General features: G+C 69.6%; 17 protein-coding genes. 12 read left to right on the plus strand and 5 right to left on the minus strand.

All coding sequences use genetic code 11. The features are described from left to right. Positions 1–2: 2 nt before the first annotated feature. On the plus strand, positions 3–314 hold the full coding sequence (locus Q1B08_RS22060; RefSeq protein WP_366140034.1) for a DUF5615 family PIN-like protein: 312 nt from the start codon (positions 3–5) through the stop codon (positions 312–314). Between the two features lie 146 nt (positions 315–460). Beyond that, the gene (locus Q1B08_RS15595) at positions 461–1,495 is read left to right on the plus strand and encodes a metallophosphoesterase (protein ID WP_299820897.1); all 1,035 of its coding nucleotides are present in this window, start codon (positions 461–463) and stop codon (positions 1,493–1,495) included. A gap of 16 nt (positions 1,496–1,511) precedes the next feature. Here Q1B08_RS15595 and Q1B08_RS15600 read toward each other — a convergent pair whose 3' ends face one another. After that, the gene (locus Q1B08_RS15600; protein WP_299820901.1) at positions 1,512–2,837 is read right to left on the minus strand and encodes an ATP-binding protein; all 1,326 of its coding nucleotides are present in this window, start codon (positions 2,835–2,837) and stop codon (positions 1,512–1,514) included. Further along, positions 2,834–3,493, minus strand: coding sequence for a response regulator transcription factor (locus Q1B08_RS15605; RefSeq protein WP_299820904.1), 660 nt, complete (start codon positions 3,491–3,493; stop codon positions 2,834–2,836). The genes Q1B08_RS15600 and Q1B08_RS15605 overlap by 4 nt, the downstream gene beginning before the upstream one ends. A gap of 119 nt (positions 3,494–3,612) precedes the next feature. Between Q1B08_RS15605 and Q1B08_RS15610 the strand changes: the two genes are divergently transcribed. From Q1B08_RS15610 to Q1B08_RS15630, 5 genes are all read left to right on the plus strand, one after another. After that, on the plus strand, positions 3,613–3,888 hold the full coding sequence (locus Q1B08_RS15610; RefSeq protein ID WP_299820907.1) for a lipid-A-disaccharide synthase N-terminal domain-containing protein: 276 nt from the start codon (positions 3,613–3,615) through the stop codon (positions 3,886–3,888). After that, a complete protein-coding gene (locus Q1B08_RS15615) occupies positions 3,885–5,456 on the plus strand; it encodes a glycosyltransferase family 39 protein (protein ID WP_299820910.1) in 1,572 nt (523 codons plus the stop codon). The genes Q1B08_RS15610 and Q1B08_RS15615 overlap by 4 nt, the downstream gene beginning before the upstream one ends. Next, entirely contained in the window at positions 5,453–6,250 is a 798-nt protein-coding gene (locus Q1B08_RS15620; protein WP_299820913.1) for a glycosyltransferase family 2 protein, read from the plus strand. The genes Q1B08_RS15615 and Q1B08_RS15620 overlap by 4 nt, the downstream gene beginning before the upstream one ends. Then, positions 6,247–7,008 (plus strand): phosphatase PAP2 family protein, encoded by a 762-nt coding sequence (locus tag Q1B08_RS15625; protein ID WP_299820915.1) that lies wholly within the window; start codon positions 6,247–6,249, stop codon positions 7,006–7,008. The genes Q1B08_RS15620 and Q1B08_RS15625 overlap by 4 nt, the downstream gene beginning before the upstream one ends. Positions 7,009–7,076: 68 nt before the next feature. Further along, a complete protein-coding gene (locus Q1B08_RS15630) occupies positions 7,077–7,361 on the plus strand; it encodes a hypothetical protein (RefSeq protein ID WP_299820918.1) in 285 nt (94 codons plus the stop codon). Positions 7,362–7,450: 89 nt separating this feature from the next. Here Q1B08_RS15630 and Q1B08_RS15635 read toward each other — a convergent pair whose 3' ends face one another. From Q1B08_RS15635 to Q1B08_RS15645, 3 genes are all read right to left on the minus strand, one after another. After that, complete coding sequence (locus tag Q1B08_RS15635; RefSeq protein WP_299820922.1) at positions 7,451–8,836, minus strand: HAMP domain-containing sensor histidine kinase; 1,386 nt, start codon at positions 8,834–8,836, stop codon at positions 7,451–7,453. After that, positions 8,833–9,507: a response regulator transcription factor gene (locus Q1B08_RS15640; RefSeq protein WP_299820925.1), complete on the minus strand. Its 675-nt coding sequence runs from the start codon at positions 9,505–9,507 to the stop codon at positions 8,833–8,835. Before Q1B08_RS15640 ends, Q1B08_RS15635 begins: the two co-directional genes overlap by 4 nt. Positions 9,508–9,583: 76 nt before the next feature. Beyond that, entirely contained in the window at positions 9,584–11,053 is a 1,470-nt protein-coding gene (locus tag Q1B08_RS15645) for a lysylphosphatidylglycerol synthase domain-containing protein (protein WP_299820927.1), read from the minus strand. 283 nt (positions 11,054–11,336) lie between these two features. Between Q1B08_RS15645 and Q1B08_RS15650 the strand changes: the two genes are divergently transcribed. From Q1B08_RS15650 to Q1B08_RS15670, 5 genes are all read left to right on the plus strand, one after another. After that, a complete protein-coding gene (locus Q1B08_RS15650; protein WP_299820930.1) occupies positions 11,337–12,134 on the plus strand; it encodes a hypothetical protein in 798 nt (265 codons plus the stop codon). Between the two features lie 108 nt (positions 12,135–12,242). Further along, on the plus strand, positions 12,243–14,264 hold the full coding sequence (locus Q1B08_RS15655) for a bifunctional DedA family/phosphatase PAP2 family protein (protein WP_299820933.1): 2,022 nt from the start codon (positions 12,243–12,245) through the stop codon (positions 14,262–14,264). 88 nt (positions 14,265–14,352) lie between these two features. After that, complete coding sequence (locus Q1B08_RS15660; protein WP_299820936.1) at positions 14,353–14,967, plus strand: DedA family protein; 615 nt, start codon at positions 14,353–14,355, stop codon at positions 14,965–14,967. A 139-nt stretch (positions 14,968–15,106) separates the two neighbouring features. After that, positions 15,107–15,763, plus strand: a complete 657-nt coding sequence (locus Q1B08_RS15665; RefSeq protein WP_299820939.1) for a hypothetical protein — start codon at positions 15,107–15,109, stop codon at positions 15,761–15,763. Positions 15,764–15,787: 24 nt separating this feature from the next. Then, on the plus strand, positions 15,788–16,594 hold the full coding sequence (locus Q1B08_RS15670) for a hypothetical protein (RefSeq protein ID WP_299820941.1): 807 nt from the start codon (positions 15,788–15,790) through the stop codon (positions 16,592–16,594). The last annotated feature ends 286 nt before the right edge of the window (positions 16,595–16,880 follow it).

The following is a 16,880-nucleotide window of genomic DNA, read 5'->3' on the forward strand; positions in this document are numbered from 1 at the left end:
GAATCTCAGCCACCGTCTTCCACTGCGGCTGGCCGACCTTATTCCCGGGGTCAACTCAAGTCCGTCTAATCGATCTGGATCGCGCCCCTGACACAGACGTTTGGGAGCATGCGGCCCAAGACGGTTTCGCGATCGCCACCCGCGACGTCGACCTGGCGGAGATAGCTACGCTTCGTGGCGCGCCTCCGCTCGTCGTCTGGCTGCGCGGCGGCAATAGTTCGACGGCCGCTGTCGAAGCAGCACTACGTGTACGCTACGCCGATATTGTCGCCGCAGAGGAGAGCGGAGCAGCCTGCGTTGAGGTCTGGTGGTAAGAGCATGATCATCAACAGGAATTCGTTCAGAACTCTGTAAATTGTAAGTGCTATTATGTAAAATGCTTAGTCTCACTTCTCGTAAGCTGTCCGTCAGGAACGGCATCTAACGCCCCGTTGAATCAATCAACGAGGCCGCAGCCACCATGATCTGGAAAACCTTCGCCGGAACCCTTCTTACCCTGCTCGTTCTGGCGGCCATCGAGTACCAGGGCATGGGATACCTCATCTCGGAGGCACGAGCGTTCATCTTTCCGCCGAACGGCCTGACACCGCAAAAAGTAGTTCAGACCGATACCGCTGCCGACGGCACCACGACCCTCCTCGCTGTTGGGGATATCGCGAGTTGTGAAGAGCGGCCCGGCTTCGCCGACAAGCTGCCGAACTTTGCCGGTCTCCTCGGGCTGGAAAGCGCGCTGGACCCGACCACCGCGCTTGCCAACGAGACCGCGGCCCTGGCAGAAAGTTGGCCTGAAGCGCCGATCCTGGCTCTTGGCGATATCGTCTACAGCAAGGGTCGTCCCGTGGAATTCGAGCACTGCTTCGAGCCGACCTGGGGCTCTCTGAAGCCCCGCATCCTGCCGGCGCCCGGCAATCACGAATACAACACCCCCGCCGCGTTTGGCTACTACGACTACTTCGGCGCGCAAGCCGGACCGGACCGACGCGGATGGTATGCGGTCAACGTGCCCGGCTGGCTGATCCTGTCGCTGAATAGCGAGGTGGACGCGTCCCCCAGCTCTCCCCAGTCGACATGGCTTCGCGACCGGCTCGACGAGGCTGGCGGCGCCTGCATCCTCGCGTTCTACCACAAGCCCGCGCACTCGCTCGCGGAGCGCGACGGCCGGGCGAGCGCCGTCGACCTCTTTCGGCAGCTCCAGCAGGGCGGCGCAACGCTGGTCCTGAACGGCCACAACCACTTCTACGAGCGCACCGTGGCGCTCGACGGCGCAGGCCGGATGGCCCCCGGCATCGGCACCGTCGCCTTCACCGTAGGGACGGGCGGGAAGACGTCTGAAGATCGGCCGAGGCTGGAGACGACGGAGGCGGCGGCCTTCGGGCGGACGGGCCTGCTACGCCTCGACCTGCGGGACGGGGCGTATTCGTGGGCCTACGTCGATGCGCTTACCCGGGATGTCCTCGATGAGGGGACACGGCCATGCAATCCCATGCGCGCCTGACCGACCAAAATCCGCGTCAGGCGACTGCGTGGAACGTCGCGGCGAACCCGCCCTCGCGCCCCACCGGCGGGGAGGCGAGCGCGAGGCTGCCGCCGGACTGCCTAGCGATGGTCTCGGCGATGTGGAGGCCGAGCCCGAACCCCCCGCCCGCGACACGGCCGCGGCGGAAGCGCCGCGTGAGCCCGGCGAGCTCGGCCTCGGGCAGGCAAATGCCATCATTCTCGACGCGCAGCACGGCGTCGGACGTGAGCGTGACGCGGATATCGGATCCCTCCGGCGCGTGCTGGAACGCGTTGTCGACGAGGTTCCCCGCCAGGATGGCGAAGGCATCTGCGTCGATCCGCGCCATGACGGGGCCGGCGGACATCGCGACCGTCAGCCGAGAGGCGCGCGCGGGGTCGCGGCGGCTGTCCTCGAGGACGAGGTCGAGCAACGACCGAAGATCCTGTGGATCGGTTGCCGCCCCGATCCCGGCATCGGCGCGGGCGAGCTGCAGCAGCCGAGCGACCAGCCGCGACATGCGCACGAGCGCCGTCTCGATCCGCGCGATCCGCTCTCGGTCGTCGTTGCGGGCCTCGGCCTTCAGCCGTTGAACCTGCGCGAGCGCCACGGCCACGGGTGTGCGCAGCTCGTGCGCGGCGTTGGTGGCGAAGGCGCGCTCGCCGTCGATGGCGCGGCCGAGCCGGATCATCAGCCCGTTTAGCGTCGCTGTGATTGCGCGCAGCTCGCCCGGTTGCCCGCCCGCGTCGATCGGGTCGAGCCGCCCGTCTCCCCGGGCGGCGATCTCGCCGCGCAGCGCGTCGAGCGGGCGCAGCGCGGTCCGCGCGATCCAGCCGACCATCAGGTAGCCGATCGGCAGGAGCGCCAGCATCGGCAGGAGGAAGGCTAGGAAGCTGTCGCGGTAGGCCTCCCACCGCTCGTGCAGCGGGTCGCCGAAGGCCACGGCATATCCCGCCTCGTCCGCGCCGGTCAGGTAAAAAGCGTGGGTCTCGGTCTCGCGGTATCCCCGCGCAGGCGGCCCCTTGGGGAGGTCTGCCTGCGCCGTGCCGGCGGAGCGCAGCAAGACGCGACCCTCGGAGTCGAGCAACAGGAAAACCAGCGCCTCATCGGCATCGGGCGGGTCGTCCGACGGGGCCATCGCGCCGCCCTCGCCGCTCTTCCAACGCTCGACTAAGACCGGCTGGAACAGCTCGGCCGTCTCTCGCAGCGTGAGGTCGAGAAGCTCTTCCTGCTCGGACCGCAGCACGAGCGCCATGGCCAACGTCGCGAGCAGCCAGATCGCCGCGAAGCCAAGGCTCGTGAGACGCGCCAGCCGCCGCGCGAGGCTGCGATCGGCCCTCATGCCTGGCCCATCCGGTAGCCGAAGCCGCGCACCGTCTCGACCGCGTCGCGCCCCAGCTTGGCGCGCAGACGGCTCACATGCGCCTCGATGGCGTTGCTTTCGACCTCCTCGCCGAAGCCGTAGACCGCGTCCTCCAGCTCCGAGCGACCCACGGTCAGGTCGGGCCTGCGGCTCAGCCGGTCCAGCACAGCCCACTCCCTGCGGGTCAGCGATATGGGGATGCCATCCACCTCGACCAATCCCGTTGCGGGCACGAGGCGCAGCGCGCCGAACCGTCGCTCGGGCGTCCGGTCCCCGTCGATCCGGCGCAGAATCGCCGCGACCCGCGCGAGCATCTCGTCGAGGTCGTAGGGCTTTACCAGGTAATCATCCGCGCCTGCATCGAGCCCCGCAATCCGCTCGGTGATCCGGTCGCGCGCGGTGACGATCAGCACGGGCGTGGCGTCGCCGCGCTCCCGCAGATCGCGGAGCAGCGCGAGCCCCTCGCCGTCCGGCAGCGCCAGGTCGAGCAGGATCAGCGCGTAGGCTACGGCGCGCGCGGCGCCCATCGCGTCGTCGAGCGTCGCGACCACGTCGACGGCATGGGAGGCCGCGCGCAGGTGGTCGGCCACCGCGCCCGCCAGATCCCGCTCGTCCTCCACCACCAGCAGGCGCATCGACCCTCCGCATCGGCAAGCTCGTCGCAGGCTAATCCGCCCGTCAGCGAAACGTAAGGTTCGACCGTCACGAGCCCCTCGGACCGCGGGCGCAACCGCGCGTCGGACGAGGAGACGAGATGACGGCGGAGACGATCTGGATCGGGGTGGGGCTTGCCGGGCAGCTTTTCTTCACCTCGCGGTTCCTGGTGCAGTGGATCGTCAGCGAGCGTCGGCGCCAAAGCGTGATCCCGGTAGCTTTCTGGTGGTTCAGCCTGCTGGGCGGGATCACGCTCCTGAGCTACGCGATCTGGCGGCGCGACCCGGTCTTCATTCTGGGGCAGGCAACTGGTCTCGTCGTCTACGCGCGCAACCTCGCGCTGATCGGACGTGCCCGGCGGTCGCTCGCGGCATGACCGACGGCGCTGCTGCACGCACCGCGGTGCTCGCCTTCGTATCGGTCGCCGTGGCAGGCGTCCTCCTGCGCCCCGCCATGCCGATCGACGAGACCCGTTATCTGGCCGTCGCCTGGGAGATGTGGCTGTCCGGCGATTGGCTGGTTCCGTCGAAGAACTTCGCGCTCTACACCCACAAGCCGCCGCTGCTCTTCTGGGCGATCAATGCGGTCTGGTCCGCCACAGGGGTCTCGGAGACCGGTGCGCGGCTGGTCGGTCCCGCCTTCGCCGTGCTGGCGATCTTGTTGACCGGCCGGCTGTCGCGGGCGCTCTGGCCCGAAGACGCGGGCGCCGGACCCCGCGCGGTCCTCGCCCTTTCGGGCCTACTGATCTTCGGCTTCTACGGCGGGTTGACGATGTTCGACGCCGCCCTCGCGGCAGCGACAGTTGCGGCGATGCTGGCGCTCTTGCGCGCGGCCGAGACCGGTCGGGGCCGCTACTGGGCGCTGCTCGGGGCAGCCATCGCCGCAGGCGTACTGGTCAAGGGGCCGGTGATCCTGATCCACGTGGCACCGGCGCTGCTGCTGGTACCGCTCTGGGCCGGCAAGCGTCGGCGCGCATCTGCCCGCCGCCTTGTCGCCGGCGGCGGGCTGGCGCTTGCCACGGCGCTCGGCGTCGTCGCGCTGTGGCTCATCCCGGCCATCGTCGCGGGTGGTCCCGAATACCGCGAAGCTGTCCTGTGGACGCAGAGCGCGGGACGAATGGCCGACAGCTTCGCCCATGCCAAACCCTGGTGGTTCTACCTCGCCCTGCTGCCGGCACTGCTGTTTCCCTGGGCCTGGATGCCGGGCCTGTGGCGCGCGGCGCTTGATCGGGACATCTTCCGGGAGCCGGGCCTGCGGCTCTGCCTCGTCTGGGGCGGGGGCGCGCTCCTCCTCTTCAGCCTCATCAGCGGCAAGCAGGCGCACTATCTGGTGCCCGAGTTGGCGGCCGTAGCCATCGTCGTCGCGCGGCTCGCGCGGGACGTCCGCAGCACCGTCATGGTCGCCGCCTTGCCGGTCCTCCTGCTGGCGGCCCTCGGCCTAGGTGTGGCGGCCGGCTTGGTCCCTATCGGCAAGGCCGCCGATCTGGTGCACCCCCGCTCGATCCTCGTCGTGTGGGTCCTGCTGACTCTGACGGTCTGCTGGCTCGCGATCCGTCTCGGTAGCCTGCGTGGAGGCGCGGTGCTGTCCCTAGGCCTGCTGCTGTCTTTCGACCTGGCCATCGGCCTGACCGACACGCGCGGCATCTACGACACGGAAGAGATCGCGAAGGCGGTCGCGTCCCGCGAGACGGACGGCATCGCCTTCTACGGGCAGACCTACCACGCCGAGTTCAACTTCGCCGGGCGGCTGACGCGACCGGTCGCCAACCCGCGATCGGCGGCCGCGCTGGCGGAATGGCGGGCCGCCCATCCGGGCGGCATCATCGTCGCTCGCTCCGACCGCGCCGCCCCGGACTGGCGGCCGCACGAGACGATCGTATTCCGTAACGCCCCCTATGCCATCTGGCACGTCGCCGACGCGCCCGCTCCGGAGCCCACTTCATGACATCCCGCGACCCTGACGCCGTCGCGCCGGCGATCAGCGTGATCGTTCCCGCCCGCGACGAGGTCGTGGCCATCGGCCCGCTGGTGGCGGAGATCGGACGGGTGCTCGCGCACCACGCCTTCGAGCTGATCGTCGTCGACGACGGCTCGACAGACGGGACGCACCACGCGTTGAACGCGCTCCAGGCACGCCATGACTTTCTCGCCGTGATCCGCAACGACGCGCCCCGCGGGCAGTCCTGCGCGATCCGCCAGGGCGTCCGGCGCGCGTGCGGCGCCATCGTCGTCACGCTCGACGGCGACGGGCAGAACCCGCCCAACCAGATTCCGTTGCTGCTCGCGCCGTTCGATGCTTCGGGCGCGGATCGTCTGGGCCTCGTGCAGGGCGAGCGCATCCGCCGTCTGGACACGGCCTGGCGTCGCTTGGCATCACAGGCGGCGAACGCCATCCGCCGCGCTCTGCTGCGCGACGGCGTGCGCGATTCGGGCTGCGGCATGAAGGCGTTCCGCCGCGCCGCCTATCTCGACCTGTCCTGGTTCGACCACATCCACCGATTCATGCCCGCGATGATGCTGCGCGAGGGCTGGGACGTGGCCGTCACGCGCGTAACGCATCGCGAGCGCTTGGGCGGCGCGTCGAAATACTCCAACCTCGCCCGCGCGCTCGTCGGCATCCCGGACCTCCTCGGCGCCGCATGGCTCATCCGCAGGCGCGGCTGCGAAAGTGGTCGTCTGCTCGGCCGGGAACAGCCCGTCGAGCCACTGGACGCTCCGCAGACGGAGCTTCGCTCGTGAGCCGTCCCAACCCCGTCCTGAGCCGGATCGAGGCCGTGGGCATCGCGGCCCTCCTGGTCGCAGCCCTGTTCTTGACCTTCCCGAACCTGGATCTTCGGATCAGCGGTATCTTCGGCGACGCCCGGGGCTTCCCGTTGCGTGCCTCCATGGCCTGGAACGCCGTACGGGACGCGATGATCGGCCTGACCGACGGCGCAATGATCGTGGTGGTCGGGATGCTGCTCGCGGGCCTGGCCTGGCCGGCCAGCCGCGTCCTGCGTACGCGCGTCCTCGCCTTCGCGACCGCGTCCTACGCGCTCGGCCCGGGCCTTCTGGTCAACGCGGTGCTCAAACCCCAGTCCGGCCGCGCCCGGCCCTGGAACGTCGACCTCTTCGGCGGCGACGCGGCCTTCACGCCGGTGCTCACCGCCGCCGACCAATGCCCGTCGCATTGCAGTTTCGTCTCGGGCGAGGCCAGCGCGCTGGCCACCATGACGACGATCCTCCTGCTCGTCGCGGTGCCGCTCCTGCCCGCCCGGCACTGCGTCGTGGCCAGGGTCGGCATCGTCGCGGTCGCCATCTTCGGCTCGCTCTTGCGCGTCGCCTTCGGGGCGCACTTCCTCAGCGACGTGGTCTTCGCCTGGCTCGTCTCGGTGCCGATCGTGCTGGCATTGCATGCCGCGTTCCGGATCGGACAGATCGAGACGCCGCTCGCCTTCGATGCTTCGTTGACGGAATCTCCATTGCAGGACTGTAATCCAGCCGACAGACACGCTTGATCCCGGCTCCTCATAATGATGACAGGCGCAGCCGATGGGGTCGCGTCGACAAGAAGAGGATACAGAACATGACCGGACCAAACCCGCGCAGCGCGCTCGGCGCCCTGTCCCTCGCCGCCGCGATGGCCGTCACGTTGGCCGCACCGTTGCCCGCTTTTGCGCAATCGACCGCCACCGACGAGGCGAGCGAGAGCCAGCTCGACATGAGCATCGAGCGGTTCTTCGACAGCCACGGCATCACCACCGAGGTGCAAACGCTGTCGCTCGGACAGCTCGCCGCGATCCACGCCCTCGTCTCGGACTCAGGCAGCACGACGAAGGAGCAGATCGAGGCGATCATCGGCGACAACTGAGCCGTCTCCGGACGACGATCCGATCATGCAGCAATCGGGGTCAGCCTTCACGCAAGGCCGGCCTGTTCGCCGTGAGGCAGACCGGATGCTTACTCCTTCGAGCCGGCGCCCGCCGCCGGAAAGGCGAGGCGCACGATTAGGCCCGGCGCCGCGTCGCCGAGCGAGAGCGTGGCATCGTGCAGCCCGGCGATGGCGGCGACGAGCGACAGCCCGAGGCCGCTGCCGTCCGTCGTGCGGCTGCGCTCCAGCCGGTAGAGGCGCCGAAGCACGAGGTCGCGCTCCTCCGCCGGGATCCCGGGGCCGTCGTCGGCGACGACGAGGGCGGCCCGAGGACCCTCGCGCGCGAGGGTCACGACGATGCGGCCGCCCAGAGGCACGTGGCGCAGGCCGTTCTCGATCAGGTTGGCGAGCACCTGGCCCAGCAGTTGCCGATCGCCGTTCACGTCGAACGGTCCGGCCCCGACCACGTCCAGTCGCAGATCATGGCCGCTCGCCTCGGCATCCGGCCCGTAGATGTCCACGACACCCGAGACGACCGCGCGCAGGTCGGTCGGCGTGAAGCGGTCGCGGACGGCGCCGCCCTCGAGCTGCGCGATCTGCAGGAGCGACTGGAACGTGCGCACGATGCGGTCGCACTCGGCCCGCGCGGCCTCGACGGTCCCCTTCTGGTCCGCGGTCAGGTAGGTCCTGCTTTCAAGCCGCTCCAGCTGGATCGCGACCCGCTGGATCGGCGTCTTCAGGTCATGGGCGATGTCGGCCGAGATCTGGCGGAGCGAGGCCGTGGACGTGGCCTGCGCGCGGGCCATCCCGTTCACCGCCCGGCCGATCTGCTCGAGATCGTCCGCCGCGTCGGTCACGTCCGGCACCCGCGCCGTCAGGTCGCCGGAGGTCAGCTCGGCCAGCGTCCCGCGGATCGCTTCCACGCGGTCGCGCGCCCGGCGCGCAACGGCCAGCCCGGCCGCCGAGGCCATCGCCAGCGTCGGCAGGAAGCCGACCAGAAAGACGGTCAGGAACAGCTCTCCCATCTCGACGACCTGCTCGCGGGTCTGCGCGACGACCAGATGCCCGCCCGCGACCCAGCCGCCGATCGCGAGATAGCTGTCGGAGAGCGCGCGCGTGCCTGCCGCGATCTCGCCTTCGGACAGGACGCGGAGGACGTCGATGTCCGGCAGGCCATCGACATTGCCGACAGACGCCCCGGCATCGGGCACGAAGCGCAGCACCGTCATCTCGGCTGGTATCGCCGCGACCTCGGCGGCCAGCCGCTCCCGCAGCTCCTCCTCCTCGTCGATGGCCTGGTAGCTCGCGAGCGCCTGCGTGACGCTCTCCCGCAGGGCGTCATCGAAGTCCTGCCGAACGGCGAGGAACGAGAAACTGAAGATGGCGAGCGACGAGACCGTGAAGATCGCGATCAGGATCAGCGTCAGACGGAGCGGCGTCGATCTGAGCGGGTTTCCCGGCAGGCCGGGCGTCACTCGGCGTCGATCCGGTAGCCTGCGCCGCGCACCGTCTCGATCAAGTCGCGGTCGAAGGGCTTGTCCACCTTGCCGCGCAGGCGGCTCACATGGGTCTCGACCACATTGGTCTGCGGATCGAAGTGGATGTCCCACACCGCCTCGAGCAGCATGGTCCGGGTCTGCACCCGGCCCTTGCGACGCAGAAGGTGCTCGAGCAGCGCGAATTCGCGCGGCAGCAGGTCGATCGAAGTCCCGCCCCGCGTCACCTTGCGCGTAAGCAGGTTCATCTCTAGGTCGCGGGCGCGCAGGGCCGTCGGCTCCTCGGCCATCTGCGGGCGCCGGCCGAGCGCGGCGATCCGCGCCTTCAACTCGCCGAAGGCGAAGGGCTTCACGAGGTAGTCGTCGGCGCCCGCATCCAGCCCCTCGATCCGATCATCGACCCCGCCGAGCGCGGTGAGCAGCAGGACAGGCGTGCGGTTCTTCGCGCCACGCAGGGTCTTGACCAGGGAGACGCCGTCGAGCCCGGGCAGCATCCGGTCCACGACCATCACGTCATAGGCGCCCACGGTCGCCTGGATCAGCCCATCCTGACCGTTCGCGAGCAGGTCGACGGAATGGCCCTCCTCGCGTAGGCCCTCCACGATGTAGGGGCCTGCCGTCTTGTCGTCCTCGATCACGAGTATCTTCATGAGTCCGCCTATGGAGGGGCCGGCGGCACGCGTAGGCGCCGCCGGCCTGATCGTCTATGCGAGGCTACACCGAGTGTCAGTCGTTGTCTTCGCCGTCGCCGTCGCCGTCGTCGCTAGCGTCGTCGTAGGACGTCACTGCCCCATCGGTCGCGCCGACGAAGAATTTGGAGATCGACCCGTCCGCAGCCGCCAGCTCGACTTCGAAGCCGGCCCGCTCGCCATCGTCCCCGTGGTCGAACTCGGCGCTCATGGCGTGGCCTCCGCCGGAGTCTTCTGCGGCCGAGATCGCTTCGCTCAGCGTCATGTTCGTAGCCATGAGCGCCTGGGCCTCCGCCTGGTCGTCGGAGCCGGTTCCGCCGCCCGACTGCGCGGCGGCCGCGCCGCCGAGAAGGCCCAGGGCCGCCAAGGCCGCCAGGCCGAGCTTCGTGTTCGTCATTCTCATCGTCCATCTCCTCAGGTCTCGGGCCGCCGTCATGGCGCCCCATGCCATCCGAGATGAGGTCGGTCCGTCGCCCCCGCCTGTCGGGGGAATTACAATCCTGCAATCGCTTTTGGCCGGCAGCGGGACGGCACGCACCCGCACGAACGGCAAGACCGCCATCGCCGGGAGGAACGGCACGACCAGGTAGATCAGCCGGAACACCAGGAGCGCCGCCAGCGCCGACGAGGCCGGCACCGAGGTGGGGAGAGCGGCGATCACGGCGCCCTCGAACACGCCGACGCCTCCGGGCACGTGGCTCGCGACGGCCGCGAGCGTAGCCGCCGCGTAGACGACGATCAGCTCCAGCCAGGAGATCGTTCCTGGCGGCAGAAGCAGGTGCAGGATCACCGCCGCCAAGCCCATCTCGGCTAGGGTCAGCGCAAGGAGCCGGCCGAGCACCCCGAGGGCAACCGGGCGAAGCCTGAGGCGGCCGAGGGCGATCGGCCGCCGCCGCAGGGACTGCAGGGACAGGCCGACGGCCCCGGCGGCGAGCGCGGCGAGGGCCGCGAGCCGGACCTGTACGGGTGACAGGCTGCTCAACGCGGCCAGCGCGGTCGGATCGACGGCCAGCGCGGCGAGGCCTACAATCGCCGCGCCGATCCCGTAGGCGACCGTCGTAAAGGTCGAGACGGCCGCGACCTGCCAGCCGTCGAGACCCTCGCGGGCGTAGACGCGCCAGCGCGCCGCGCCGCCCGACAGCGCGCTCAGCCCCACCGTGTTGCCCACGGCGTAGCCGAGCGCCGCACCAAGCACGGCCGCCGCCGGCCGGACCGGCAGCCGCAGGTGGCTTAGGGCCACCCGATCGAAACCGATGAAGACGCCGTAAGCCAGGGCCGTCGCCGCGAAGGCGCCGAGATAGGTCATCGGCGTCACGGCGGTCAGCTGATCGCGTAGCGCGGCCAGGCCTATCGGCGCGAGCAGGCGGTGGAGCATGGCGAGGCCTGCCGCGAACAGAAGGGCGGTCGCCGCCGGCGCCAGCCAACGGTGCGCCCGAGCGAGCCATGGCTCATGGGACGCCGCGCCGCCCGCGCCGTTGCCTTTGAAGGTCTCGCGGTCTTGCTCCATGGTTCTGCCCCGGGTGACGGCATGTCACCGCTGGATCATCGGGGCGTCCGATGAGGCGTGCCTGTCGTTCGGATTGCAATCCTGCAATCCGCGTGGGTGCGGCCAGCTGACGTCGGTAGCGGCCCGTCACTGCCCGCGACATTGCGGCGATGTAATCCGGACGAGAGGACCCCGCGAGCCCCGTCGCCGAGTGCGGTTCGGCACGGCGGGGTCGTCCCGCGGCCCGGACGTCCGCGAAAGACCCTCGGACCCCGCTTTCTCAAACCGCTCGACGGAGCCAGACATGACCACCGAACCCTCTCCGTACGCGCCGACCGGACCGGACGTCGACGCAATCACCGTCAACCGCGTGGCCGAGGTCACGCTCGCCTTCTGGATCATGAAGATCCTCGCCACCACGCTGGGGGAGACGGCGGGCGACTTCCTGTCGATGACTCTCAACTTGGGCTATTACATCGGCTTTGCGATCACCTTCGCCCTGCTCGGCGTGATCCTCTGGGTCAAGATCCGCGCGGAGGGGTTCCACCCCGTCCTGTTCTGGACCGCCATCGTCGCCACCACCACCGCCGGCACGGAGGTATCGGACCTGATGGACCGGTCGCTGGGCCTCGGATACCTCTGGGGCTCGGTGCTGCTCGTCGCCGGCCTCGTCGCCACGCTGATCTTCTGGAAGCGGCGTCACGGCAGCCTGTCGGTCGAGCCGATCTTCACCCGCCCGGTCGAGATCCTGTTCTGGATCGCGGTCGTGTTCTCCAACAGCCTCGGCACCGCGTTCGGCGACTTCCTCACCGATAACCTGTCGCTGAGCTACCTGCAGGGCGCCTTCGTCACCGCGGGCGTGATCGGCGTCGTGCTGGCGCTGCACTACGCGACCCGGATCAACGCGGTGCTGCTGTTCTGGCTCGCCTTCGTGTTCACCCGGCCCTTCGGCGCGACTTTCGGCGACTTCCTGACCAAGCCGGCAGCGGATGGCGGGTTGAGCCTTCCGCGCGAATGGGCATCGCTGGTGACGCTGGCCGCGCTCGCGGCGGTCCTGGCTTTAACGATGGTTCGGGCATCCCGGACCGCGCCGCAGTCCTGATATGGAACCGGAGCGGGCGATTCCGCTCCGGCCCTCTTCGCCTGCACGACATGCTATGGCCGATGCGGGCGAGCGCGACGGCTCGACCCATACAGGACCGCACCCGACATGCTGCACATCTTCGACCAGATCCTGCCGTCGCTCCAGTCCATGGGGGTCTGGACCTACTGGATCCTCGCCGCCTTCGCGATGGTCGAGGCGATCGTGTTCGCGGGCGTGTTCGTGCCGGGCGCGGTCGCGGTGATCGCCGGAGGCGCGCTGGTGCAGCGCGGCCTGATCGACTTCTTCGACCTCGCCTGGTTCGTAGGGCTTGGCACGATCCTCGGCGGGACGGTCAGCTTCCAGCTCGGCCGCCTCGTGGGCCGGAGCTTGTCTGGCCATTCGCGCGCGACATCCTCGCCGCATGTCACGCGGGCACGTGACCTGCTCGCCCGATGGGGCGGCTTCGCGATGGTGCCGGGTCGGTTCCTCGGCCCGCTCTCGGCCTTCGTCCCCTTCGCGGCTGCGATGGCCGGGATGGAGTTTCGCCGGTTCATGCTCTGGAACGCGCTCAGCGCCGTGCCCTACGCGCTGGTGCTGCCCGCCATCGGCTTCTTCGGGGGCGGACTCGTCGGACGGCTCGGAGCCGCCGCGCCGCGCGTCCTCGCCTTCGCGCTCGGAGCCCTCGCCGTTCTCGCCGTCCTCTGGTTCGTCGTGCTGAGAACACGCCGGATGCTCCCGCATCTGGCGGACCTCATCCGCGCCGTTCGCGACGGGCTCACCGCAACGCCGGCCTGGCGAGGCTTCGTCGAGCGCCATCCGGTCGCCACGCGCCGCATGGCGGCGCGGTTCGATCCGGCGCGCTTCTCCGGCTTCACGGCGACGGCCCTGGTCGCGGTCTTCGCCTACCTCCTCGCGACCTGGCTCGACTCCGTCTTCGACTTCGTCGGCGATCCCGGCGTCGCCCAGGGCGATCTGCGACTCGCGAACCTGCTCTACGCGATGCGGGACGACCGGCTGATCGCGATGTTCGGCTGGATCACGGCCATCGGCAGCTCGACGGTGATCCTCGTGTTGGCGCTGCCGGTTTCGGCGGTCCTGCTGCTCTTGCGGCGTCTCGGCCTCCTCGCGGGGCTCTGGATCTCGATCCTGGGCAACGCCGCGACGGTCACGCTTCTCAAGGCGCTCTTTGCCCGGCCCCGCTCCGACCTGGGCTACTTCGTCGAGACCTCGGGCAGCTTCCCGAGCGGGCACGCCGCCGGCGCGGTCGCGGCCTGGGGGATGTTCTGGATCGTCGCCTGGCGCCTGCGCGCGACCGGCGCGACGGTCGCGCTGCTCGGAGCGGTCACGACGGCGTTCCTGATCGGGCTGAGCCGCATCTACCTGATCGAACACTACGTCTCCGACGTGCTCAACTGCTACCTCGTGGGCGGGCTCTGGCTGGTCATCGGCATCGCGGTCGCCGAGAGGCTGCGCGGTCGCGGATCGCCGCATGTGCCCGTCAGAGCAGGGCGGAAGCGCATCGCGCTCACCCTGCTTACGGTCGGCGTCCTCGGCGCGATCGGCATCGCCACGACGCAGAAGGACGCGCTGAGCCCGCCACCCCCGGCTATCGCCTCTCAAGCCGCCAAGCCGGCCGGAATCGGCACGGAGACGCTGCTCGGCGCGCCGCGCGGCCCCGTCATTCTCCGTGTCGAGGCGGCGGACGCGGCCGCCCTCACCGCCGCGATGCGGGGCGCGGGATGGACCGAGGCCGCCCGCCCCGGTCCCGTCTCGCTCCTGCGTGCCGCCTGGTCGGACTGGACGGGGGGAAGCCCGCCCGATCCGCTGATCGTGCCGAACTTCCGTGCGAGCCGGCCGAACGACCTCGCCTTCGCTGCGCCGGATGAGGTCGGGCCCGACGGCCGCCGCCTCCACGCCCGGTTCTGGCAACTCGCCGCGGGCGGGTCCGGAGCGGCCTATGTCGCGTCTGCGATCCGCGAGGACCCGGTCGTCTGGCTCGAGGACGCGGCGCGCCAGCGCGCCTTGGCGCCTTCCGATCCTGCCGTTCGCGCGCTCGTGGCGCGCCTGCGCCTCGGGGCTGGATGCGGAGGCGATCCCGGCGCGATGATCGGATCGCAGCGACGCACCAATCCCGTCAGGCAATTGTAAGGTCGTTTGACGAGATGGGATCGCAACCGGCACGCCCGCCGGTTTGCCACGCCGGCATCGCATCCCCTCACGCCACGAGGACCAAACCATGTTCGACCTGATCTCCGGCTGGATCGCGGCCGCGGGCCCGCTCGGCGTCTTCGCGCTGATGGTGCTCGAGAACGTCTTCCCGCCGATTCCGTCCGAGCTCGTCATGCCGCTCGCTGGGTTTCAGGCCGCCGAAGGGACGTTGTCGCTGGTCGCCGTCCTTCTCGCCGGAGTCGCCGGCTCCGTCGCGGGGGCCCTGCCTTGGTACTACGCCGGACGCTGGATCGGCCGCGACCGGCTTCGCCGTCTCGCGGAGCGGCACGGGATCTGGCTGACGATGGACGCCGAGGACGTCGACGGCGCCATCGCCTGGTTCGACCGGCATGGCGGCAAGGCGGTGTTCCTCGGCCGGATGGTGCCGGCCGTGCGGACGCTGATCTCGGTGCCCGCCGGGCTCGCGGACATGCCGCTCGTCCGGTTCCTCGTTCTGACGACGCTCGGCAGCGCGGTCTGGGTCGGCTTGCTGACGGCTGCGGGCTACGTCCTGCGGTCGCAATACGAGCGGGTCGGGGCGTGGCTCGATCCGGTGACCACGGCGATCGTGATCGGCGTCGTCGGGCTCTACCTGTTCCGGCTCGTCCGGATGCTCTGGCGGCGGCGCGACGACGCCTCCTGAGGACGGCTCGACATTGCGGATTTGCAATCCGCCCGACAGGGCCGCGCATGACGAAGCGTCCATGATGGCAGGATCGGGAGGCGGGCCCAGGGGCCGGAAGACCTCCGCAACCCTATCCCATGTCCCGAAAGACCATTCCATGCGCAACCTCCTCCTCAGCGTCGCGCTGATCGCGGCTCCCGTCGCCGTCTTCGCCGCCGGCTACGTGGTCCTGACACCGCCCGCCGCACAGACGGCCGCCGCAATCCCGGATGCTGCCCCGCCCCTTGGCGACATGACGCCCTTCGCGGCGATCACCACGGATGTGCAGTCTGTCGCCGCGACCGGCGACCTCGCCGCCGCCGAGATGCGGATCACCGAGCTCGAGACCGCATGGGACGACGCGCAGGCGACCCTGCGCCCGGTGAACACTGCGGCCTGGGGGCATGTCGACGGCGCCATCGACGACGCCCTGAGCGCCCTGCGCACCGGTTCCCCCGATGCCGCCGGGCAGGTCGATGCCGCGCTCGCCGCGCTCCAAGGCGCGCTGGCGGACCCAACGGCCGGGACCGCCCCGGCGGCGGGCGGACCGGGCACCGTGTCCGGGATCGTCGTGACCGACGCCTCGGGCCGCGCGCTACCCTGCGAGGTCATGCTGGAGCAACTCCGCACCGGTCTTGTGGGCAGCGCGATCCCGGATCCCGACCGCACCGCCGCCACCGCGCTGCAGGCCAAGGCGACGGAGCGCTGCAACGCCGACGACGATGCCCGGTCCGACGCCTTCTCCGCCCAGGCCCTCGCCCTCCTGCCCAACTGACCCCTCCATACAAGGACGCCCGCCATGGCCATGCTCGCCCAGACCGCCGACCTGAACCACTCCTTCGCCCGCTACGACCAGCCCGTCGCCGTAAACCGCGTCCCGGAGGTGACGCCGTCCTTCTGGCTCATCAAGCTCATGGCTGTGACCATGGGCGAGACGGCCGCCGACTACCTCGCCGTCAACCTCGGCCTCGGCCTCACGGCGACATCGCTGCTGATGACGGCGATCCTCGCCGGGGCGCTCTTCCTTCAGTTCGGACAGAAGCGCTACGTCCCCTGGTCCTACTGGCTCGCCGTCGTGCTGATCAGCATCGTCGGCACGCTGGTCACCGACAACCTGGTCGACAATTTCGGCGTGTCGCTCGTGACTACGACGGTGTTCTTCACCCTCGCGCTCGCCGCCACCTTCGCGACCTGGTGGGCCACCGAGCGGACGCTCTCGATCCACGAGGTGTTCACCACCCGGCGCGAGGCGTTCTACTGGCTCGCGATCCTCTTCACCTTCGCGCTCGGCACCGCCGCGGGCGATCTCGTGGCCGAGCAGTTCGGGCTTGGTTATCTGGGGACCGGCATCCTCTTCGGCATGGTCATCGCCTCGATCACGGCGGGCTACTACTTCCTCCGGCTCGACGGCATCCTCGCCTTCTGGATCGCCTACATCTTCACCCGCCCGCTCGGCGCGTCCTTCGGCGACCTGCTCTCGCAGCCCGTGGAATACGGCGGCCTCGGCCTCGGCACGATCGTGACGAGCGCGATCTTCCTCGCCGTCATCGTCGCGACGGTCGTCTGGATGAGTGTAGGTCGCGCACACGACGTCAAAGCCCGTTGACACAATTAGGATGGTCCGGCGCATTTCGCCGGGCCACCGCCCTGCCAGGCTCCCCCGGCCATACAGACCCCAGAGACTCGGTCGAAGGACTCTGCGATTCTGCTCAAGACCTCAGGCTCGATCGCCGCGCACACGATCTATCGCCCTGTCCGGCGAGGGAATGCAGCGTATCTGGTAAGGACAGTCCGTAAGCTACCAAATTTCTTAGGTTTAAAAAATAGTAGTACTTTCATTATGTATAATACGCAGTGAATCCCGTCGGTGAGAGCGCAATGCGTCGTCGGTC

The organism is uncultured Jannaschia sp. (genome assembly GCF_947494025.1).
Lineage (GTDB): Bacteria > Pseudomonadota > Alphaproteobacteria > Rhodobacterales > Rhodobacteraceae > Jannaschia.

Bases quoted from the DNA above. Each gene is read 5' to 3' on its own strand.
- Q1B08_RS15595 (WP_299820897.1), top strand. From the start codon at position 461: ATGATCTGGAAAACCTTCGCCGGAACCCTTCTTACCCTGCTCGTTCTG.
- Q1B08_RS15600 (WP_299820901.1), bottom strand. From the start codon at position 2,837: ATGAGGGCCGATCGCAGCCTCGCGCGGCGGCTGGCGCGTCTCACGAGC.
- Q1B08_RS15605 (WP_299820904.1), bottom strand. From the start codon at position 3,493: ATGCGCCTGCTGGTGGTGGAGGACGAGCGGGATCTGGCGGGCGCGGTG.
- Q1B08_RS15610 (WP_299820907.1), top strand. From the start codon at position 3,613: ATGACGGCGGAGACGATCTGGATCGGGGTGGGGCTTGCCGGGCAGCTT.
- Q1B08_RS15615 (WP_299820910.1), top strand. From the start codon at position 3,885: ATGACCGACGGCGCTGCTGCACGCACCGCGGTGCTCGCCTTCGTATCG.
- Q1B08_RS15620 (WP_299820913.1), top strand. From the start codon at position 5,453: ATGACATCCCGCGACCCTGACGCCGTCGCGCCGGCGATCAGCGTGATC.
- Q1B08_RS15630 (WP_299820918.1), top strand. From the start codon at position 7,077: ATGACCGGACCAAACCCGCGCAGCGCGCTCGGCGCCCTGTCCCTCGCC.
- Q1B08_RS15640 (WP_299820925.1), bottom strand. From the start codon at position 9,507: ATGAAGATACTCGTGATCGAGGACGACAAGACGGCAGGCCCCTACATC.
- Q1B08_RS15645 (WP_299820927.1), bottom strand. From the start codon at position 11,053: ATGGAGCAAGACCGCGAGACCTTCAAAGGCAACGGCGCGGGCGGCGCG.
- Q1B08_RS15650 (WP_299820930.1), top strand. From the start codon at position 11,337: ATGACCACCGAACCCTCTCCGTACGCGCCGACCGGACCGGACGTCGAC.
- Q1B08_RS15655 (WP_299820933.1), top strand. From the start codon at position 12,243: ATGCTGCACATCTTCGACCAGATCCTGCCGTCGCTCCAGTCCATGGGG.
- Q1B08_RS15660 (WP_299820936.1), top strand. From the start codon at position 14,353: ATGTTCGACCTGATCTCCGGCTGGATCGCGGCCGCGGGCCCGCTCGGC.
- Q1B08_RS15665 (WP_299820939.1), top strand. From the start codon at position 15,107: ATGCGCAACCTCCTCCTCAGCGTCGCGCTGATCGCGGCTCCCGTCGCC.
- Q1B08_RS15670 (WP_299820941.1), top strand. From the start codon at position 15,788: ATGGCCATGCTCGCCCAGACCGCCGACCTGAACCACTCCTTCGCCCGC.